This window comes from Polaromonas sp. P4_F6, assembly GCF_056401275.1.
On the sequence record NZ_JBFUJQ010000001.1, the window covers coordinates 835,160 to 854,500 of the forward strand.

Below are 19,341 nucleotides of genomic sequence, written 5' to 3' on the forward strand. Positions count from 1 at the left end.
GATTGGCCTACAGTCTGGTTTCATCTTTGGAGCCAGACCATGAACGCCCCCGCCTCGCCTGAACAACACAGCCTGCTTGAAAGATCAGAGCGGCAGTCGCAGGTGGTGCGCGCGCTGCAGGCCGTGCTGCCCGCGCATGCCCTGCTCTGGAACGCCGAAGACACCACGCCCTATGAATGCGACGGCCTGACCGCCTACCGCCAGCGGCCGCTGGTCGTGGCCCTGCCCCAGACCTATGGCCAGGTACAGGCCGTGCTCAAGGCCTGCCATGCGCTGGACGTGCCGGTGGTTGCGCGCGGCGCCGGCACCGGGCTTTCCGGCGGCGCCATGCCGCACAAGCTGGGCGTCACGTTGTCGCTGGCCAAGTTCAACAAGATCCTGAAGCTGGACGCCGCCAGCCGCACGGCCGTGGTGCAGGGCGGCGTGCGCAACCTCGCGATCTCCGAGGCAGCCGCGCCGCTGGGCCTGTATTACGCGCCCGACCCTTCCAGCCAGATCGCCTGCACCATAGGCGGCAACGTCGCCGAGAACTCGGGCGGCGTGCACTGCCTCAAGTACGGCCTGACGGTACACAACGTGCTCAAGGTCAAGGGTTTCACGATTGAAGGCGAAGATGTCGAGTTCGGCGGCGAGGCGCTCGACGCCCCCGGCTTCGACCTGCTGAGCATCATCATCGGCAGCGAAGGCATGCTGGCCGTGACCACCGAAGTCACCGTGAAGCTGGTGCCCAAGCCCCGGCTGGCGCGCTGCATCATGGCCAGCTTTGACGACCTGCGCAAAGCCGGTGATGCCGTGGCCGCCGTGATCGCCGCCGGCATCATCCCGGCCGGGCTGGAAATGATGGACAAGCCCATGACGGCCGCCGTGGAGGATTTTGTGCATGCCGGCTACGACCTCAGCGCCGAAGCGATCTTGCTCTGCGAAAGCGACGGCACGCCCGAGGAGGTTGAGGAAGAGATAGGCCGCATGAGCGAAGTGCTGCGCCGCTGCGGCGCCACCGCCATCGCGGTGAGCCGCGACGAAGCCGAACGACTGCGCTTCTGGAGCGGCCGCAAGAACGCCTTCCCGGCCTCGGGCCGCATCAGCCCCGACTACATGTGCATGGACTCCACGATCCCGCGCAAGCGCCTGGCCGACATTCTGCTGGCGATCGCCGGGATGGAAAAGAAGTACCAGTTGCGCTGCGCCAATGTGTTCCACGCGGGCGACGGCAACCTGCACCCGCTGATTTTGTTCGACGCCAACGACCCCGACCAGTTGCACCGCTGCGAACTCTTCGGCGCCGACATCCTGGAAACCAGCGTCGCCATGGGCGGCACGGTGACGGGCGAGCACGGCGTGGGCGTGGAAAAACTCAACTCCATGTGCGTGCAGTTTTCGGCCGAGGAAAACGAGCAAATGTTCGGCGTCAAACGCGCTTTCGACAGCAAGGGCCTGCTCAACCCCGGCAAGGTGATCCCCACCTTGAACCGCTGCGCCGAGTACGGAAAAATGCTGGTGCGGGCCGGGCAGATCAAACATCCTGACTTGCCGCGGTTCTAAACAAGGGCCGGGGCACGGCCGGATCGGGATCACGGAGACTGCGCAAAAAAACCGAGGCAAGGTCATGCACACAACACGGCCCAGCGGCGCCAGCACTTCCCTCACCACACCTGGACGGCTTCTTTGCGCCCTCGCAGGCGTCTTGCTCGCATGGCTTCCGCAATCGGGGCTCTGCCAACAAGGCTCTTCATTGCCCAACCTCGAGTCCTTCGACAAGGCCGTGCTGGAGGTCATGAAGAAACACGACATCCCCGGCGCCAGCCTGGCCGTGGCCAAGGACGGCAGGCTGCTGCTTGCCAAGGGCTATGGGTATGCCGACAAGGACAAACAGGAGGCCATGACGCCGCAAACCCTCACCCGCATGGGCAGCATCAACAAGACCTTGACGGCGGTCATGGTGCTCAAGCTTGCGGAGGACGGGAAACTGAAGCTGGACGACGCGGTGCTGCCCCTGTTCGAGAAAGCCGGGATAACGTCCAAGCCGCCCGCCGACTCACGTGCCGGGGACATCCGCATACGCCACCTGCTGCAGCATTCGGGCGGGTTTGACCGCGAGCGTTCGGGTGACCCCTTCTTCCAGCCGCGGCTCAGGGAGATTGCCCGCCGGCAAGGCGTGTCGCCCGTCAGCTGCGACGCCATCATCCGCGATTCGCTGCAGGAGAAACTGGACTTCACGCCCGGCGAGCGTTTTGCCTATTCCAACACCGGCTATTGCATGCTGGGGAGAGTGGTGGAGATCGTCAGCGGCGAGTCCTACCGGGCTTTTAGCAGCCGGGAGTTTCTGCAGCCCGTCATCGGCAAAGGCTTTCAGGCCGCCAGCAGCACCGAAAGCCGGCCCGGCGAAACCAAGTACTACCCATTTCCCGGCGAGCCGCTGCAGCGAGGCGCGCCCGGCGTCTCGAACGCGAACGTGCCCAGCCCCTATGGCTCCTATTCGGTCGAAAACATGGATGCGCTGGGTGCCTGGATTGCGACGCCGACGGAGGTCCTGAAATTTTTCCTGGCGATAGACGGCGCCCGGGGAAAGCGCCTGCTCAATGAAGAGTCCCTGCGGGCCATGCGCAGCGAGCCTGTGCTGGCCAAAGAAGGCAACCCGCGCGCCTTCTACGGGGCGGGCATCCATGTGGTCAGAAGCGACAAGGGCGACAACTGGTGGCACACCGGCAGCCAGCCGGGCCTGCAAACCCTGGCACTCAGGACCCGGCAGGGTTATGCCTGGGTGGTGGCCTTCAATTCCAGGCCCGAGCATGCCGAGCGCCGCGCCTTCTTCAAGGACATAGACCAGGCGCTGTGGGGCGCGGCCAATGCGGTCAAGGAATGGCCGCAAGGAGACCTGTTTGCCAACAACCCCTAAAGGCTTGACGCGATGACAGCGCTGCGCGGATTGGCCTGGTTACTGGTTTTTCAATCGATGGGGGAACTGTTGTCGCGCGGCTTTTCCCTGCCCTTCCCGGGGCCGGTGATAGGCATGGTTTTGCTGCTCTTGGCCCTGCGTTCAGAGCTGGTGCGAAGCCCTGTGTCAGTGTGCGCAGACTTTCTGCTCTCGCACCTTTCGTTACTCTTTGTGCCCGTCGGCGTGGGGGTCATGACCCATCTTTCGCTGGTCAGCCAGTACGGCGCACGCATTTTGCTGGCCGTGGTGCTGTCCACTTTGGCCGGTCTGCTGGTCACGGTGTTGACCCTGCACCTGTTGCGGGACCGCAGCGAGGCCGCCCCCAAGGACCCGCCCCATGCCTAAATTTGTCGAACTCTGGGTCTACCTGTCGGCCACGCCACTGTTCGGCCTGACGGCCACGCTGGTGGTGTATGTGCTGGCGCAAGCGCTGTATGCCCGCCTGGGGCAGGCGCCCTGGGCCAACCCGGTGCTCTGGACGGTGGTGTGCCTGGCCGGCGCACTGCTGGCCACCGGCGTGCCTTATCCCACCTACTTCGCGGGCGCGCAGTTCATCCATTTCCTGCTGGGCCCCGCGGTGGTGGCGCTGGCCTGGCCGCTGTGGCTGCGCCGCGAGGAACTGCGGCGGCGCTGGGGCCGGCTCTTGCTGGCCGCGCTGGCCGGCGGCATCGCGGCCGGCGGCTCCGCACTGCTGATGGGCTGGGCGCTGGGCCTGCCTGCGGAAGTGACCTTGTCGCTCGCGCCCAAATCGGTCACCGCGCCGGTGGCCATGGGCATCGCTGAAAAAATAGGCGGGATCCCCGCGCTGGCGGCGGTGTTCGCGGTGATCACCGGCCTGGTGGGTGCGCTCAGCGGCAAATACCTGTTTGACGCCCTGCGGATTCCGCGTGACGCCGAGGGCTGGGCCGCGCGCGGCTTCGCGCTGGGCACGGTGTCACACGGCCTGGGCGCGGCGCGTGCGCTGCAGGTCAATGCCGATGCGGGCGCCTATGCCGGCCTGGCGCTGGGCCTGCAGGTGGTGCTGGCCTCCGCGTTGATACCGTTGCTGTTTCGCTTCCTGTAGCCACACGCGAAAACGCCACATCACTTCCCGTCGCGAACGGCGGGAAGTGATGAGGCTTCTTCACTGGCGCGGCTGGGCCGCGCCCTTTTATGGCTCTAAGTCTCCTACACCGCCTGCAAACCCGGCTTTACCACGCTGGCGGGTTTTGCCGCAGCCAGTGCGCCGAACAAAATCTCGCCCGAAAGCTGGCCGCCTTCTTCAATCACCAGCTTGCCGTAGCGGATGATGCCCGTGACCTTGCCGGTCGAGTAGATCACCAGCTTCTGGCGCACCGTGAGGTTGCCGTTGAACTCGCCGCGGATTTCAGCCACGTCGATTTCCGCCGAGCCCTTGAAGGCGCCCTGCTCGGAGATCTGGATCACGCGCGAATCCATGGTGGCTTCCACCAGGCCTTCGACGACCAGGGTGTCGCAATCGGTGATCTCCACGCCCTTGAGCTTGATGTTGGGCCCCACCGTCAGCTTGCTGCCGCCTTCCTTGGTGGCGGTGGTGGAGGGCGAAGCTTCGCTCACGGCTTTGGCGGCATTGTTCTGCTGGCCGGACAGCGGGGCCGAATGCAGCGTGCTGGCGGAGCCGGTATTGCTGTAGCCGTTTCCGGGGCTGTTGCGCAGGCCCGTCGGTGTCTCGTTTTCTCGCTTGCCAAAGAACGGTGTTGCCATGTGAGTTCCTTCAAAAAAGAAGGCATGGTACGTCTGCGAAAAATTAAAAGCTTGAGCAGCATGCAAGAGAGGTAACGAAATTAATTCTTACATTCCCCCTCAGATGTCCCGGGAACAGCCTAGGCGTGTAGCATGTGGCGCACCATGATTGCCGACAGCGAACCTCACGGCTTCACGCTTTTCGCCACCGCCATCGGGCAGTGCGCGCTGGTATGGAACGAACACGGCATCGCCGCCGTGCGCCTGCCCGAGCAGACCGAAGGCCGCATGCTGTCGCGACTGCACCGGCAGTTCCCCTTGCTGGAGGCCGCCGCGCCGCCGCCCGCCATGCAGCAAGCCATAGACGCCATGGTGGCCCTGTTCGAAGGCGAGGCCCGCGACCTGCGCTTTTGCGCGCTGGACCTGCGCCACGAGACGCCCTTTCACCGGCGCGTTTATGCGGCCGCGCAGGACATCCCGCCGGGCAAGACCAAGACCTATGGCGAGATCGCCGCCCTGCTGGGCGAGCCCGGTGCGTCGCGCGCCGTGGGCCAGGCGCTGGGCCACAACCCTTTTCCGGTCATCGTGCCCTGCCACCGCGTGCTGGCTTCGGGCGCGCGCTCGGGCGGCTTTTCGGCGCCCGGCGGCGTGTCGACCAAGCTGCGCATGCTGCTGATCGAGGGCGCCGAGATAGGCGGCGCGCCCGGCCTGTTTGACCGTGAGCCGCCGCCTTCCTCACATTGAATTTTTTGGCTTCATACGAAACACCCACACCCATGGCCTCCACACCCAATTCCGCATCGCCATCCATACGCCTGTACTCGGCCCGCCTCAGCATGTTCGGCGCCAAGGTGCAGATCGCCGCCATCGAAAAAGGCATCACCCTGGAGGTCGTCATGGTGCCTTTCTCGCAGGCCCAGGGCTATTCGCCCAAGGATCCGGAGGTGGTGCGCATCAACCCCAAGAAGCAGGTGCCGGTGCTGGTGCACGGCGACGTGGAGATCTTCGACTCCACGCAGATCCTGGAATACCTTGAAGACCTGCGGCCCGAACCGGCGCTGTGGCTCACCGGCATCCGCCAGCGCGCACTGGCCCGCCAGCTGGAGCACCGCTCGGACGAGGTCTACTTTCCGCACGTCATCAAGCTCATGGGCCTGCAGGACAGGCTGGACGACCCGCAGGCCGTCGCGGCGCTGCAGGGCGCGCGGGATTTTTACCGCTACCTCGAAGCGCTGCTGGGCGAGCAGGACTACATGCTCGGGGATTTTTCCAATGCCGACATCGCCCTCTACATGGCCATGGTGTTCGGCGAGCGCATGAGCGCCCCTCTCACCGCCGAAACGCCGCGGCTGCTGGCCTGGCGGGGCAGGATGAGCGCGCGCCCCTCGGTGCGGCAGGTGCTGCGGCCCATGGCCGAATACCTGCTGTATGACGGCCATGGCCGGCCTTTGCCTGCCTTTATGGCGGCCATGCTGCAAGGCGACTGAGTTTCAGGCCTGCCATCAGCATGGCTGCTGCAAATGAGCCATGCAAAAAGCGCCGCTTTGGCGCAAACTGGCGACCCGGCCACGCCAACAACTCCAAGACGCGCAGGCCGGGTCATAAAGGAGTTCAGCATGCCCCGCCATACCCCCATAGAGCGCTACCGCAATATCGGCATCAGTGCGCACATCGACGCCGGCAAGACCACCACGACCGAGCGCATCCTGTTTTACACGGGTGTGAACTACAAGATAGGCGAGGTCCATGAAGGCACGGCCACCATGGACTGGATGGAGCAGGAGCAGGAGCGCGGCATCACCATCACTTCGGCCGCGACCACGGCCTTCTGGAAAGGCATGGCGGGCAACTATCCCGAGCACCGCATCAACATCATCGACACCCCGGGCCACGTGGACTTCACCATCGAAGTCGAGCGCTCCATGCGCGTGCTCGACGGCGCCGTCATGGTCTACGACGCCGTGGGCGGCGTGCAGCCGCAGTCGGAAACCGTCTGGCGCCAGGCCAACAAATACAAAGTGCCGCGCCTGGCCTTCGTCAACAAGATGGACCGCGTGGGCGCCGACTTTTTCCGCGTGCAGCGCCAGATCAGCGAGCGCCTCAAGGGCGTGGCCGTGCCGGTGCAGATCCCGGTGGGCGCGGAAGAGCATTTCCAGGGCGTGGTGGACCTCGTCAAGATGAAGGCCATCATCTGGGACGACACCAGCCAGGGCGTGCACTTCGAGTACGGCGACATCCCGGCGGAACTGCTGGAAACCGCCAACGAATGGCGCACCAAAATGATCGAGGCGGCCGCCGAGGCCAATGACGAGCTGCTCAACAAATACCTGGCGGGCGAGCCCCTGAGCGAGGATGAGATCAAACAAGGGCTGCGCCAGCGCACCATCGCCAACGAGATCGTGCCCATGCTCTGCGGCAGTGCCTTCAAGAACAAGGGCGTGCAGGCCATGCTGGACGCGGTGATCGACTACATGCCCTCGCCGGTGGATGTGCCCGCCATCCTGGGCCACACCGAGGATGACGTGGGCGAGGCCGAGCGCCACCCGAACGACGACGAGCCCTTCTCGGCGCTGGCCTTCAAGATCATGACCGACCCCTACGTCGGCCAGCTGATTTTCTTTCGCGTGTATTCGGGCGTAGTCAAAGCCGGCGATACGGTCTACAACCCCGTCAAGGGCAAGCGCGAACGGCTGGGCCGCATCCTGCAAATGCACGCCAATGAACGCAACGAGGTCAAGGAAGTGCGCGCGGGCGACATCGCGGCGGCCGTGGGCCTGAAGGACGCGACCACCGGCGACACGCTGTGCGACCCGGCCCACGTGATCATCCTTGAGAAGATGGTGTTCCCCGAGCCGGTGATCTCGCAGGCGGTGGAACCCAAGACCCAGGCCGACCAGGAAAAAATGGGCATCGCGCTGAACCGCCTGGCGCAGGAGGACCCGTCCTTCCGTGTGCACACGGACGAGGAGTCGGGCCAGACCATCATCTCGGGCATGGGCGAGCTGCACCTGGAAATCCTGGTGGACCGCATGAAGCGCGAGTTCGGCGTCGAGGCCAATGTCGGCAAGCCGCAGGTCGCCTACCGCGAAACCATACGGCAGGCGGTGAACGACGTCGAGGGCAAGTTCATCAAGCAGTCGGGCGGGCGCGGGCAGTACGGCCACGCGGTAATCAACCTGGAGCCGCAGCCTTCAGGCAAGGGCTATGAGTTCGTCGACGCCATCAAGGGCGGCGTGATCCCGCGCGAGTACATTCCCGCCGTCAACAAGGGCATACAGGAGACGCTCAAGGCCGGCGTGCTCGCGGGCTACCCGGTGGTGGACGTGAAGGCCACGCTGGTGTTCGGCTCCTACCATGACGTGGACTCCAACGAGAACGCCTTCCGCATGGCCGGCTCGCTGGCCTTCAAGGAGGCCATGCGCCGCGCCAAGCCTGTGCTGCTGGAACCCGTGATGGCGGTGGAGGTGGAAACGCCCGAAGACTTCATGGGCAATGTGATGGGCGACCTCTCGTCGCGGCGCGGCATGGTGCAGGGCATGGAGGACATCGCGGGCGGCGGCGGCAAGCTGGTGCGCGCCGAGGTTCCGCTGTCGGAGATGTTCGGCTATTCCACCACCCTGCGCTCGCTGACCCAGGGCCGCGCGACCTACACCATGGAGTTCAAGCGCTACGCTGAAACCACGTCCGACGTGGCCGCGGCCATCATGCGCGGCAAGGGCGGTTAGGGCGGCTAGGCGCGGGCGATCAGGTGGTGGCTTTCATGGGCGCGTTGCTGACGGCCCAGGAATACAGCGCCACAAATATCAGTGCGTCAAACACCGCGCCGAAGCAAATGTAGAGCACGGGCATGAACAGCACGGACAGGTGCTGCATGATGAAGGCCTGGGCCAGCACCTGGTGGGGAACCAGGATCGCGAAGAATGCCAGGATGAGCACGGTATGCAGCAGCTTGGTCAGCAGGCTCTGGTTCAGGATGTAGTAGCCCATCGCCAGCATCACCGGCGTCGCCACCATGACGCCGTAGCCTATGGTCATGAGCTCCTCGCTATGGCGGCCTATGCTGTAGGGGAAATCGGACGGTGAGAACCAGAAATAGGCCAGCGCGATGAACTGCAGCACGCAGACGATGCGTACCGGGTATTTGAGCGGCAGCTTCGCGTCCTTCATGTTCAGCGAGAGCGCGAACGCGGCCAGCGTCACCAGGGCGGTCACCACCAGCGTGGTCTGGCCGGGCATGGGGGCGCCTTCCGAGACCACGCCCATGAGCAAGGGGTGCTGTCCCGCCTCATTGGCGCGGGCCGTCAGGCTGAACGGCAAATCCAGCCTGGCGGACCAGAACAGGATGCAGTTGCGCCAGAAATCCAGCAGCAGGGGCTTGGCCCACAGCAAAAACCCGCACAGCAGTATCGGCAGCACAACGGCCTGCGCCGCCAGGTACGGGGTCACCCGTAGCGGCGTGATGGCCCGGTGCGGCCGCACCTTGACCCGAAGCGCTCGCGCTCGGCGTGCGGCATCAAAGGTTTTATGGAAGACCTGGTCATGCTCGCGCGCTTGCGCCGATACGGAATTTGCTCGGGTGCTCATGGCGGCCTTCAGAAGTTGTGGAAGATTCCGACGTTCAGGCCGGTGCGGCGATACAGCGGGTTGCTGTAGCGGTTCGCCCCCACCAGGATGCCGGTACGCGGGTTCAGCCAGTGCCGCCAGGCAATGCTGGCCTCCCGGCTGTCAAAGTTCACCAGTTGTGTGTTGGGCCCGATCGCAAGATAGCCCTCGCCACCCCAGGCGTAGCGCGCAGTGACCAGGTCCTGCTTGTCGCGCCCATAGGTCACCGCGGCAAATTGCTGCTGGGTGCGCACAGCCCCGGGGTTGCTGCTGTTGAGCCGCACACCGCCTTCAACAATCCAGGGCGCCTCGAAATAGTAAGCCGCGCCCAGGGAAACACTGCGGTCGCTGTGGCCGTCAGGGGCTTTGTAGTACCCGATACCGATGTTGCCGACGAGATTTCGCCCGGGCAGGAATTTGCGGTAAAGCGTTGCATCGGCCCGGTAACGCGGCAGGTAAAAAGCACCGTCGCCCGCGCCCACGGCGAGCGAGCCGTACCAGTCTTCATTGAAGGTGTAGGTGTCGCCCAGCCCGATGAAAGCGCCGTCTTCATTGAAGCGGCGTTGGACGGAGGCTTCGGCCTGAAACGTGTGGCGCGACATGCCGTAGGCGCCTCGCAAGGTGAGGTCATTCCAGTTTCCGTAGCCGCCACTGAGGCTCTGCGCGCCGGTGCTCAATTCCAGGCTTCGCACGGGCTCCGCGGGCACCGGCGCCGCAAGCGCGGGGGCGGCGCCTTGCTGGTCGGCGGGAAACGGCTGGGAAAAGGCCGGCGCGGCACAGAGCATCGCACACAGCGGGAAATAAAGGGTTTTCTTGAGCATGCTGCTCCTCTCGAAAAGGGAAAAAAAAGAAAGGGCCGGCCGTGGCGTCTTCAAGCTTGGGCGGCTGTCATCCGCAGCTGGCTTCTTTGGCCGCCGGCTTGAGGCCTTTGCTGAGCACGATCTGCAAGGCTGCCTCGTCAGTGACAGCCCATCGTGAAGAGTGGCGCAGAGGCGCCGCCTCCCGCAACCAGCAGCGTGCGCTGGCGGTGTCGCCCTGCCGCATCGCGAGCACGGCGAGCAGGCCCCATGGGTAGTCCGCCTTGCCCTGGCTGAGCCATTCGGCGCGGTGTGCCGCCATCCACGCGCGGTAGTAAGAACCCGCCTCGGCGGGCAGCAGCGGAAAGTCCAGCAGCAAGGGAAATATCTGCGCCACCTGGTGGGGGTAGAAGGCCTGCTTTTCGGAGCGCTGCTCCAGCTGGGTTGACACCAGGAAGTGCTTGTCAACGGGATTCCAGAAGGTGTCGCGTATCGCCTTGGCCAGCCTGTCCGCCTCGGCCTGCGCGGCCGGCTTGCGCTGCGCCTTGAGCGACCAGACCTCCAGGTTGTCCATGAACAGCCCGTGCAGCACCAGCGGAGACACCATGTAAATGCCGCGCGAAGGCTGGAACAGATGCTCCAGCGCGGCCTTGCTGGTCGCGTGGCTCTTGAGCCACAAGGGGTTTTTGCCCAGCTTCTCCGGCATGGTCTCCAGCAGGCGCATCCACATGGCAAGCAGGGAATCGTCGGCGTCCGCCGCGTTGCAGGACGCCCAGTGTCCGGCCGCATCCCTGCAAAACCTGTCGAAAGTGCCGTCGGGTTTTTGCCTGGGCACCAGCCAGTCGGCAAACTTCCCGGCGGGCGCCGAAACGTCCATGCCGTTGTCATGCGCCAGCAGCAGCGCCTGCATCGCGAAATAGGGATCGACGGAGTTCCCGCCGTTCAAGACCGTGATGGCACCGGCCTCATCGGCGTAGCCCTGCAGAACCAGCGCAGGCGCGGCCGTCGCAAGGCTTGCGGCACCGGCCAGCAGCATCACGGCGCCTGAGCATAAAAGGCTTTTGAGGCTCATAGGGGTTTGACCATGCCGATCTCGTGCGCCCACAAGGTTCCGTACACGGTCACGCCGTCTTCCACAATGAGGTTGGCGGCACTCACGGTGGTCTGCGCGTGCGGCAGCCCGATCACGGCGCCGGCGCCTATCAACACATCACTCTCTGAAATAAGCGGACCCCAGACACGCGCATCGGCGAAAACGTAAATCCGCTTCTCGCAGGTCAGGGCGCCCCGCACGGACGCTCGCGGGCCAATGCTCACGCCGTCGCGCGCCTTGACGTCGCCAAAAATGGTGGTCGCCGCGCCTACAGTGAGAAACCCGGTCACCACCAGCGAGCCCTGGTAGGTCTTGCCGGGGGGCAGCGCGCAGTCCCCCCGAATGAGGTAGAGCTCGGGCGTCTGGCGGATGGCACCCGGCAGGTCGGCGTAGCCCGCCGGCGACTGCTCATAGGTTTGCGGCTGCGGCACGGTGCTGACATGCGAGCCAAAACGCAGCACCGGCGCGTGCAGGCGCTCGAACCAGGTTTCGGTACCCAGTTCAATGGCGCCTCCCGCGGATATCCTCCTGAGCCCTATGCTGTTCGCCCCGAGGCGGACAACGCCGTCGGCATGCACCCAATCGCTGATCTCGCTGTGCGGCCCCAATGCGACATCGCCCGTGGCGTACAGGGCCGCAAACGCGGAGTCGGCCCCGGCCCGCAAGCTGCCGTCCACGTAGACCGGCTGCAGGCTTCGAACGGCCCCCGCGCTGTCGATGCCGGCGCGCGAGATCAGCCGCTTTTCCGCCCGGCGCCAATCCATGTCGGTCGCCGAGTCGGCCACAAAGTCGAATTCCTCATAACCCGTGGAAGGGCCGGCCCCGAGCTTTGCCATGGCGTCCGCGCGCAGGCGGCGCGCGAAGTGGTCGATGTCGCTGGTGTAGTGGGCGGACACCGGCAGCGGCTCGGCATCCGACGGGTAAAGCCACTCGCGGAATGCCGGAACAAACGGCAAAGTCAACAGCAGCAGGCATACCGCCGCGAAAGCGGCGTAGGTCAGGTAATTGGGTGTCATTTCAGGGGGGCCTCGCGATAGCGGATGGTTTTGTCCCAGACCATTTCGCGGCTGAGGACACGGTCGAGCAACAAGCTCCAGACGGCGCCGGAGATCGCGAACAGGCTGACCAGGAAGCCCAGCATGTTGAAAGGCAGCAGGCGAAGGCGCTTGCGGTTGCCGTCGATCAGCACGGCGATCACGATTTCAAAGAAGGCCGCGAAATTTCCCAGGGTGCCGTAAACCATCAGCGCAAAAACCGGGATCAACACCGACAACAAGGAACCCGCATTCAGGAAATAAAGGCCCAGGGCCAGGCACCAGCCCACCAGCATCACCAGGGGCACCACGAACACAAAAAGCAGCAGCAAGCCATCAAGGCGCTGGGCACCGGTCAGGTAGGTGCTGGTGGCGAATTTCCACCAGTAGCGGGACATCACCTGGTTGTGCCCCTTGGCCCACCTTGTCACCTGCTTGATGCGCACGCTCCAGTCTTGCGGCACCTCCTCGTAGCATTCGCTGCGGTTGGTGTAAACCGTTTTCCAGCCGTTGAACATCAGGCGATAAGTGATGTCGGTGTCTTCGGCCAGCGTGTCGTCGTGCCAGCCGCCCACGGCCGCCACGGCGGACAGGCGCACCCCGCCCACCGTGCCGCCGTACTGCGGCATCAGGTTCATGTTCATGCGCGCCTGCTGGTCCACCTGGTAGCCGCCCGATCGCTCAAGGTCGAGCAGCCGCGTCAGCAAATTCACGCCGCTGTTGGCGGGGACCACGCGCCCCATCACGGCGCCAACCTCGGGGTCAAAAAACGGCGCCACCAGCTGTTTGAGCAGGCCCCGGCCGGGCACGTAGTCGGCGTCAAAAATGATGGCGATATCGCCTTGCGCGAAAGCCAGCGCGTCCTTCAGGGCGGCGGATTTCCCGGCCTTGCCGCCGACCCGGTGAAACGGCCAGATGCGCGAAGGGTGGCGCTCCACGTACTCGTCGATGATCCCGGCTGTCCCGTCCTGGGAGCGGTCGTTGACGGGAATGATCTTGAGCCGCTCGTGCGGGTAATCGGTATTGAGCAAGGCTTCCATGCAGCCTGCGATCACCTTTTCCTCGTTATGGGCCGCGATGAAAACGGTGATCATCGGCCACGAGGCCACGCTGATATCGATGTAGGGGTGGCGCTGCACGCCGGTCAGGCGATTCATGGTGAACATGAAATGCCGCAGGCCGTACAGCATCATGACCAGCACGATCAGAAACAGCAGCGACGCCATCACGGCGGCGACCGGGTAGGTCTTGAATGCGGGCACCAGAGCCTGCGCGTCTTCCGGTTGCGCGAAAGCCGGCAATGCGGCCGCCAGGCTGATAAAAATAGCCAGGCTGGTACGCGAGAGGAAGTGTTTCATGAGGCTTGTTCCATTCACAGCCGCTCAGGCCAGTTCAGGCAAGGCGACGGCTTCATCAGCCAGGCTGCGCGCCAGTGCTTCGACGATGCGCTGCGACGCGGCGCCGTCGCCGAAGGGGTTTCCGGCCTGCGACATCCGCGTGTAGGCCGCCGTGTCCGTCAAAAGACGAAGTGTCTCCCGCACAATCACCGGGCGCGACGCACCGATCAGCAGGGCGCAACCGGCCTGAACCGCTTCGGGCCGCTCCGTTTCCTCTCGCAACACCAGCACCGGAACGCCGAAGGTAGGCGCCTCTTCCTGAAGGCCGCCGGAGTCGGTCAGCAACAGGCAGGCATCGACAAGCGCCTGCTGCATCTGCGTGTAATCCAGCGGCGGCACCAGCCTGACATTGGGCAGGCCGCCCAGGATGGCGTTGACGGGCTTCTGGATCACCGGGTTCAGGTGCACCGGAAACAGCACTTCCAGCTCAGGCTGCTGCCGGGCGATCTCGGCGATGGCATGGCAGATCTCGGCCACATCGTCACCCCAGTTCTCGCGCCGGTGAACCGTCACCAGCAGATGGCCGCGCCCCGGCACCGACCGGCGGATGCCGTGGCGTTTGCAGGCCCAGCGCTGGGCGTCGATCACGGTGTTGCCTGTGAGATGGATTTTCGAATCGGCAATGCCCTCGGCCTGCAGCGCCGCCTCGGCGCCCTGTGTGGGTGCGAAGTGAAACTGCGCGAGGCGGCTGATCATCTGCCTCAAGCCTTCTTCGGGAAAAGGACGGTTCAGGTTGTACGTGCGAAGCCCCGCCTCGACATGCGCCAGCGGAACGCGGTGGTAGTAGGCGGCGAGCCCGCCCTGAAAGGCGCTTTCGGTGTCGCCCTGAACAATGACGAGGGACCAGGCCTGCTGCTGCATCACCACGTCCAGCTGTTGCCTGCAGCCCGCGCTGAACTCGACCAGGCTGGCGCCGGCGCGCTTCAGAGAGATGTCAGGCGTCACATCAAAGCAGTCAAATACCTGCTGGGCCATTTCAGCGTGCTGGCCGGTGTGCAGCCATTGCACGCGGGCCCAGGGGGCTTCACGCAGCGCGTGGTAGACCGGTGCGAGCTTGATGATTTCGGGGCGTGTGCCCGAGACGATAAGGATGTTGTGCATATGCCTGCTTCTGAAGGGGGATGGACGGGTTCATCGGCCTGGAAGCGGCAAACGAAAGAGAAAGGGGGAGAAATGAAAGAGGCCCGGGTAAAGCCCGAAGCTCACGCGGCGTGGGCCGCAATGCTCGCGTTGCTTGCAGCCTCTTGGCCGTGAAGATCCACGATCACCACCAGATCGCCGCCAAAACGGCCGACGCCGAGTTCGCTGATCAGCTGCTGCTCCTGCTCGGCGGAATCCATGCGCAGAAAGCACAGCGCCTGGCGTTTTCCGGCGTGTCCCGCGGCAAGAATGTCCAGCCGGGCAATAGAGCCGAACCGGGAGCAAATGGAGAGCAGCACGGGCCGCAAAGCACCGATGTCCGGGTAGCCGTTGAGCTGATCGAGGGTTGTATCCATGTTTACTTCCTGCTAAATATTGAGTTGGTTCCGTTTTCAATTCGCCTTAATTGAAAACTTAAGTACAAATATCAATGTAAGAAGCGATTCCAGAGGAAACACTGAGGGAAAGCCGCCGCCGGCTGTAGGACGAGGAGCCCCCGCCACCCGCTTGGCCTGCAATTGGCCCGCTTCACGCCACTTTCATCGCGGCCCAAAGATGCGCCTTGCACGTTCCCGCCGTCTGTGCGCCAGCGAACCAACAAGCCGGAATCACGGGGCTTTCGCTGCGGGCTTAGGTTGATCTGCGCTTGTCCTACCGCGCTGGGCGTCAATAGATGTCAGCCGCGGGCGCGCCAAGCTGTTGTGATCTTTGGGTCGATTTGTCCTGGAGGGCAACCGGCGCAACAACCGGAACCTCTATGGCATTCATCGCTCAGCTGGCAGCAAACAAACGCACCGAAAAAAATGACTCGCTTGGGTCCGCCGCGCGGTGGGCCGGCTGATCCATGGACAAACACCTCTCACTGTTTCCGGTGCAGCTGGACTACAACCCCGCGGATGCGGGGGCGCAAATGCTGGACTTGCTCGAACGGGCCGCGAAGGCCGGCGCGTGGGCGGTGGACTTGCCCGCGCGCCGCTTCACATGGACCGCCCAGCTGGCAACCCTGCTCGGGATTGCGCCCGCGGCGGCGCCGTCGTTCGAGGATGCGCTTGCTTTCTACGCACCGGAATCCCGCGTGCTGATGGCCGGCGCGTTCGAGGCCTGCATGGAACACGGCACGCCCTTCGACGAAGAAGCCCAGGTGATTGCGGCTGGCGGGCGGCAGCTGTGGATGCGTTCCCTGGGCGAAGCGCTGTGTGACGCATCCGGCCGGGTCGTGCGCATACAGGGAATACTGCATGATCTCACCGACAAAAAAAAGGCGGAGCAAGACGCCTTGCGCCTGACCATGCGCCTGAGCACCACCCTGGCCAGCATCACGGATGCCTTTGCCACGCTGGACATGGAGGGCCGCTTTACCTATGTGAACCCCGAGAGCGAACGCCTGTTGCGCCGCAAAAGCCGGGACTTGCTGGGCCAGACACTCTGGCAGGCGGTCCACGCAAATCGCGGCGGGCGCCTGCGGCGGGAGCTCAGCCGCGCGCTGGCCAACGGCCAGCCCGTGGAGTTTGAAGAGTTCTACGCGGAATTCGGCAAGTGGCTGGAGTTGCGCGCCTACCCCTTTGAGGAAGGGCTTGCCGTGTACTTTCGCGATATCACCGAACGCAAGGCGGCCAAAGACGAGATCGAACACCTGGCCTTCTATGACGCGCTGACCCAGCTGCCCAACCGCCAGCTGCTGATGGACAGGCTCCAGAGTTCGCTGGCGGGCGGCTCGAGCCACTCGCGGATAGGCGCGCTGATGTTCATCGACCTCGACCACTTCAAGGTCCTTAACGACACGCTGGGCCACTCCAAGGGCGACCTGCTGCTCCAGAAGGTGGCCTCGCGCCTGCAGGCATGTGTCCGGCACAACGACACGGTGGCCCGGCTCGGGGGTGATGAATTTGTGGTCCTGCTCGAAGACCAGGGCGAACAACCCGCAACCGCCATCGCGGGCACCCGGGTGGTCGGCGAGAAAATCCTGGCGGCACTGAGCGAACCTTATGACCTGGCGGGCCACGAGCACCATGCCACCTGCAGCATAGGCATCACCCTCTTCAGCCAGCAGCAGGAAAGCATAGGCGACCTGCTCAAGCAGGCCGACCTGGCGATGTACGGCGCCAAGGCGGCGAGCCGCAACACCCTGTGCTTTTTCGACCCGCAGATGCAGGCGGCAGCGACCGCCAACGCCGCCACCAATGTGGAACTGCGCCAGGGCCTGCGCAACCGGGAATTCCTGCTGCACTACCAGCCCCAGGTGGGCAGCGAAGGACTGATGGTCGGGGTGGAGGCCCTGGTCCGTTGGCGGCATCCGCAGCGCGGACTGGTGCCGCCCGATGCATTCATCTCGCAGGCGGAGGAAAGCGGCCTCATCCTGCCGCTCGGAAAATGGGTATTGGAAACGGCCTGTGCACAGCTGGCCGCCTGGGCCGGGCGCGCGGAGACCGCCGGCCTCAGCATTGCCGTCAACGTCAGCGTGCGCCAGTTCCGGCACCCCGATTTTGTGGAGCTGGTGATGGCCGCGATTGCTGAAGCGGGCATCAGCGCCCACAGGCTGAAACTGGAGCTGACCGAAAGCCTGCTGGCCTCGAATATCGAGGTCACGATCGCCAAGATGGGCATTCTCAAACGCGCCGGCGTCACCCTGTCGATTGATGATTTCGGCATGGGCTATTCGGCGCTCTCCTACCTCAAGCACCTGCCGCTGGACCAGCTGAAAATCGACCGCAGTTTTGTGAAGGACGTCCTGACGGACCCCAACGACGCCGCCATCGCCCGCACCATCATCGGCCTGGCGCAAAGCCTGGGCCTGGGCGTCATGGCCGAAGGCGTGGAGACCGAAGCCCAGCGCAAATTCCTGGCGCGCCACGGCTGCGGTTGCTACCAGGGCTACCTGTTTTGCAAGGCGCTCCCCATCGAGGAACTTGAAAGTTTCATGCAGGGCAAGAGGGCGTGAGGGCGGCGCGTGCATTGCTGCGAAGGATGGCGCCAGGAAGGCAAAAACATCTACGCCCTCAGGGTCTGCCGGCGCCCGTTGCGTATTTCTGCCGGAGTTCTACACTGAAATTCCCTTGGCTACACACGGAGGTTGTCATGGATACCCTCAATCGTTGGCAAGACAGGCTGGAGATTTTCGCGGGGCTCTGGCTGTGCATCGCGCCTTGGGCGCTGGCGCTGCCCGCGGCGGCCGCATGGTGCTCGGTGGTGGTGGGCGTTGCCATCATCGTCCTCGCATCGCAAGACCTCTTTCTTCCCAACCACATGGATGACTGGGCCAACGTCCTGCTGGGCGTGGGCCTGATGATCTCGCCCTGGGTCTGGGGCTACAGCGGGCACGACAACGCCCTGCTCAATGCGCTGCTCATGGGCTTGGTGGTGGCACTGACCTCGGGCTGGGCCCTGGAGCGGGTGCTTTATGACAAGTTCAAGGTCTGGAGAGAGCATCATCACGCGCATTGAGGCCGGGTCTTGCGCCGGCGGGCGCGGACTCTTCTTCTGCTCTCTCTACTGAGGGCTGCTGGCCGGGTCTCGCCCCGGCGGGCGAGGCACTTTTCTTTGCTTCGCCAAAGAAAAGTACCCAAAAGAAAGGCGACCCGCAGTCTGGGTCCCTTCGCTTCGCTCCGGGCAACCTGCGGTGCTCGAGCCAAGCGGGGTCTGGCTAAACTCGCTCCGCTGCGCTTCGCTCAGACAACGCCAGCCCTGATCCGCTTGTCTCTGCGCTCCTCGGCCCAGCCAGGACGGGGCAATCGGGAGCGGGGACAGAAGACAAAGAAACCAAGACAAATACAAACAAGGACACGCCATGGCGTGTCCTTGTTTCTTCGGGTATTCGGCTGTTTGGTATTCCTGTCCCCACCCCTTGTGKATGCGCCGAGGAGCGSAGGTTCAGGCGGATAAGGGATCGCGATTGTCTGAGCGAAGCGCAGCGTAGCGAGTTCGAGCGAGACCCCGCCTGAACCGAGCACCGCAGGTTGCCCGTAGCGAAGCGGAGGGACGCAGCAACCAGGGTCGCCTTTCTTTTGCTTACTTTTCTTTGGCGAAGCAAAGAAAAGTGAGTTGCCGCCGGGCAACCCCGGCCAGCAAGCCTCAGCAGAGAAACCAGAAAGACGAAGAGAGGAGAAGGAAAGAAGGGGAAGAGCGCCTCCGCCGGAGCAAGACCCGGCTAAAGAAACCTCTCCAGTAGCCGACGTGACGCGCGATCCAAAGCCGTCATGTCGCGCACGCTGTACTGCACCCCCTGGCTGCCGGCAATCAAAAGCCCGGTCCGCGCCAGCCGCCGTATGTCCTCCTCACCTTTGAGGATGAACGAAGTCTCGCCCCGGTCGGTCTCGACCGTCCAGACGCTGGGCGTGCCGAAGCTGGAGACGCTTTTGAGCCGCGTGATCTCGGGCACAAAATCGCGCAGCGCGAGTTCTTCCTCGAGCAGCGCGCGCGCCGCCGGCGCCACGGCCCGCAGGCTGTCTACCCAGGCAACTTCGTGGCCCTCGGTGTTGACCAGCGAGATGCCTTCGTCGGGGGCGGCAATCGGGAAGGCGCGCACCGGCACCACGCCGGCATGCGGCTGGCCGGCCGCGTCGATAAAGACCAGGCGGCCGGAGGCGTCGCGCGCCAGCGGCAGGGATGAGCCTGGGGTGGTGGAATCAGTCATGGCGATTTCCTG

18 protein-coding genes are annotated in these 19,341 nt (G+C 64.3%); 9 read left to right on the forward strand and 9 right to left on the reverse strand.

All coding sequences use genetic code 11. The annotated features are described in order from the left end of the window. Positions 1-39: 39 nt before the first annotated feature. The 4 genes from AC1DUN_RS03995 (at position 40) to AC1DUN_RS04010 (ending at position 3,998) form a co-directional block, all read left to right on the forward strand. Positions 40-1,542, forward strand: a complete 1,503-nt coding sequence (locus tag AC1DUN_RS03995; protein WP_477712807.1) for an FAD-linked oxidase C-terminal domain-containing protein — start codon at positions 40-42, stop codon at positions 1,540-1,542. A 190-nt stretch (positions 1,543-1,732) separates the two neighbouring features. Further along, positions 1,733-2,896, forward strand: a complete 1,164-nt coding sequence (locus AC1DUN_RS04000) for a serine hydrolase domain-containing protein (RefSeq protein ID WP_477712808.1) — start codon at positions 1,733-1,735, stop codon at positions 2,894-2,896. Positions 2,897-2,908: 12 nt separating this feature from the next. After that, entirely contained in the window at positions 2,909-3,280 is a 372-nt protein-coding gene (locus tag AC1DUN_RS04005) for a CidA/LrgA family protein (RefSeq protein WP_477712809.1), read from the forward strand. Then, the gene (locus AC1DUN_RS04010; protein WP_477712810.1) at positions 3,273-3,998 is read left to right on the forward strand and encodes an LrgB family protein; all 726 of its coding nucleotides are present in this window, start codon (positions 3,273-3,275) and stop codon (positions 3,996-3,998) included. The genes AC1DUN_RS04005 and AC1DUN_RS04010 overlap by 8 nt, the downstream gene beginning before the upstream one ends. A 104-nt stretch (positions 3,999-4,102) precedes the next feature. Here the strand turns inward: AC1DUN_RS04010 and AC1DUN_RS04015 are convergent, their stop codons facing one another. After that, entirely contained in the window at positions 4,103-4,657 is a 555-nt protein-coding gene (locus AC1DUN_RS04015; protein ID WP_477712811.1) for a bactofilin family protein, read from the reverse strand. Positions 4,658-4,789: 132 nt separating this feature from the next. Between AC1DUN_RS04015 and AC1DUN_RS04020 the strand changes: the two genes are divergently transcribed. From AC1DUN_RS04020 to fusA, 3 genes are all read left to right on the forward strand, one after another. Further along, positions 4,790-5,380: a methylated-DNA--[protein]-cysteine S-methyltransferase gene (locus AC1DUN_RS04020; protein WP_477712812.1), complete on the forward strand. Its 591-nt coding sequence runs from the start codon at positions 4,790-4,792 to the stop codon at positions 5,378-5,380. A 32-nt stretch (positions 5,381-5,412) separates the two neighbouring features. Next, entirely contained in the window at positions 5,413-6,123 is a 711-nt protein-coding gene (locus AC1DUN_RS04025; protein WP_477712813.1) for a glutathione S-transferase family protein, read from the forward strand. Positions 6,124-6,252: 129 nt separating this feature from the next. After that, positions 6,253-8,361, forward strand: coding sequence for an elongation factor G (fusA, locus tag AC1DUN_RS04030; protein ID WP_477712814.1), 2,109 nt, complete (start codon positions 6,253-6,255; stop codon positions 8,359-8,361). 19 nt (positions 8,362-8,380) lie between these two features. Here the strand turns inward: fusA and AC1DUN_RS04035 are convergent, their stop codons facing one another. The 7 genes from AC1DUN_RS04035 to AC1DUN_RS04065 all read right to left on the reverse strand — a co-directional run bounded on the left by AC1DUN_RS04035 (position 8,381) and on the right by AC1DUN_RS04065 (position 15,055). Beyond that, positions 8,381-9,220 (reverse strand): hypothetical protein, encoded by an 840-nt coding sequence (locus tag AC1DUN_RS04035; protein ID WP_477712815.1) that lies wholly within the window; start codon positions 9,218-9,220, stop codon positions 8,381-8,383. 8 nt (positions 9,221-9,228) lie between these two features. Next, entirely contained in the window at positions 9,229-10,059 is an 831-nt protein-coding gene (locus AC1DUN_RS04040) for a YaiO family outer membrane beta-barrel protein (RefSeq protein WP_477712816.1), read from the reverse strand. Between the two features lie 67 nt (positions 10,060-10,126). Next, positions 10,127-11,107: a hypothetical protein gene (locus tag AC1DUN_RS04045; protein WP_477712817.1), complete on the reverse strand. Its 981-nt coding sequence runs from the start codon at positions 11,105-11,107 to the stop codon at positions 10,127-10,129. After that, positions 11,104-12,144, reverse strand: a complete 1,041-nt coding sequence (locus tag AC1DUN_RS04050) for a bactofilin family protein (protein ID WP_477712818.1) — start codon at positions 12,142-12,144, stop codon at positions 11,104-11,106. The genes AC1DUN_RS04045 and AC1DUN_RS04050 overlap by 4 nt, the downstream gene beginning before the upstream one ends. Beyond that, entirely contained in the window at positions 12,141-13,520 is a 1,380-nt protein-coding gene (locus tag AC1DUN_RS04055) for a glycosyltransferase family 2 protein (RefSeq protein WP_477712819.1), read from the reverse strand. The genes AC1DUN_RS04050 and AC1DUN_RS04055 overlap by 4 nt, the downstream gene beginning before the upstream one ends. 24 nt (positions 13,521-13,544) lie before the next feature. After that, entirely contained in the window at positions 13,545-14,660 is a 1,116-nt protein-coding gene (wecB, locus tag AC1DUN_RS04060; RefSeq protein ID WP_477712820.1) for a non-hydrolyzing UDP-N-acetylglucosamine 2-epimerase, read from the reverse strand. 101 nt (positions 14,661-14,761) lie between these two features. Further along, on the reverse strand, positions 14,762-15,055 hold the full coding sequence (locus tag AC1DUN_RS04065) for a hypothetical protein (protein WP_477712821.1): 294 nt from the start codon (positions 15,053-15,055) through the stop codon (positions 14,762-14,764). A 488-nt stretch (positions 15,056-15,543) separates the two neighbouring features. On the opposite strand from AC1DUN_RS04065, the gene AC1DUN_RS04070 reads away from it, so the two are divergent. Next, positions 15,544-17,637: a putative bifunctional diguanylate cyclase/phosphodiesterase gene (locus AC1DUN_RS04070; protein ID WP_477712822.1), complete on the forward strand. Its 2,094-nt coding sequence runs from the start codon at positions 15,544-15,546 to the stop codon at positions 17,635-17,637. Positions 17,638-17,774: 137 nt separating this feature from the next. Further along, positions 17,775-18,140 carry an SPW repeat protein gene (locus AC1DUN_RS04075; protein WP_477712823.1) on the forward strand — a complete coding sequence of 122 codons (366 nt, stop codon included), beginning with the start codon at positions 17,775-17,777 and terminating at the stop codon, positions 18,138-18,140. 703 nt (positions 18,141-18,843) lie between these two features. On the opposite strand, the gene AC1DUN_RS04080 is transcribed toward AC1DUN_RS04075, so the two are convergent. Further along, complete coding sequence (locus AC1DUN_RS04080) at positions 18,844-19,329, reverse strand: cyanophycin metabolism-associated DUF1854 family protein (RefSeq protein ID WP_477712824.1); 486 nt, start codon at positions 19,327-19,329, stop codon at positions 18,844-18,846. Positions 19,330-19,341: the final 12 nt, after the last annotated feature.

Coding starts and splice junctions, on each gene's coding strand:
- AC1DUN_RS03995 (WP_477712807.1), top strand. CDS start 40: ATGAACGCCCCCGCCTCGCCTGAACAACACAGCCTGCTTGAAAGATCA.
- AC1DUN_RS04005 (WP_477712809.1), top strand. CDS start 2,909: ATGACAGCGCTGCGCGGATTGGCCTGGTTACTGGTTTTTCAATCGATG.
- AC1DUN_RS04010 (WP_477712810.1), top strand. CDS start 3,273: ATGCCTAAATTTGTCGAACTCTGGGTCTACCTGTCGGCCACGCCACTG.
- AC1DUN_RS04015 (WP_477712811.1), bottom strand. CDS start 4,657: ATGGCAACACCGTTCTTTGGCAAGCGAGAAAACGAGACACCGACGGGC.
- AC1DUN_RS04020 (WP_477712812.1), top strand. CDS start 4,790: ATGTGGCGCACCATGATTGCCGACAGCGAACCTCACGGCTTCACGCTT.
- AC1DUN_RS04025 (WP_477712813.1), top strand. CDS start 5,413: ATGGCCTCCACACCCAATTCCGCATCGCCATCCATACGCCTGTACTCG.
- fusA (WP_477712814.1), top strand. CDS start 6,253: ATGCCCCGCCATACCCCCATAGAGCGCTACCGCAATATCGGCATCAGT.
- AC1DUN_RS04035 (WP_477712815.1), bottom strand. CDS start 9,220: ATGAGCACCCGAGCAAATTCCGTATCGGCGCAAGCGCGCGAGCATGAC.
- AC1DUN_RS04040 (WP_477712816.1), bottom strand. CDS start 10,059: ATGCTCAAGAAAACCCTTTATTTCCCGCTGTGTGCGATGCTCTGTGCC.
- AC1DUN_RS04045 (WP_477712817.1), bottom strand. CDS start 11,107: ATGAGCCTCAAAAGCCTTTTATGCTCAGGCGCCGTGATGCTGCTGGCC.
- AC1DUN_RS04050 (WP_477712818.1), bottom strand. CDS start 12,144: ATGACACCCAATTACCTGACCTACGCCGCTTTCGCGGCGGTATGCCTG.
- AC1DUN_RS04055 (WP_477712819.1), bottom strand. CDS start 13,520: ATGAAACACTTCCTCTCGCGTACCAGCCTGGCTATTTTTATCAGCCTG.
- wecB (WP_477712820.1), bottom strand. CDS start 14,660: ATGCACAACATCCTTATCGTCTCGGGCACACGCCCCGAAATCATCAAG.
- AC1DUN_RS04065 (WP_477712821.1), bottom strand. CDS start 15,055: ATGGATACAACCCTCGATCAGCTCAACGGCTACCCGGACATCGGTGCT.
- AC1DUN_RS04070 (WP_477712822.1), top strand. CDS start 15,544: ATGGACAAACACCTCTCACTGTTTCCGGTGCAGCTGGACTACAACCCC.
- AC1DUN_RS04075 (WP_477712823.1), top strand. CDS start 17,775: ATGGATACCCTCAATCGTTGGCAAGACAGGCTGGAGATTTTCGCGGGG.
- AC1DUN_RS04080 (WP_477712824.1), bottom strand. CDS start 19,329: ATGACTGATTCCACCACCCCAGGCTCATCCCTGCCGCTGGCGCGCGAC.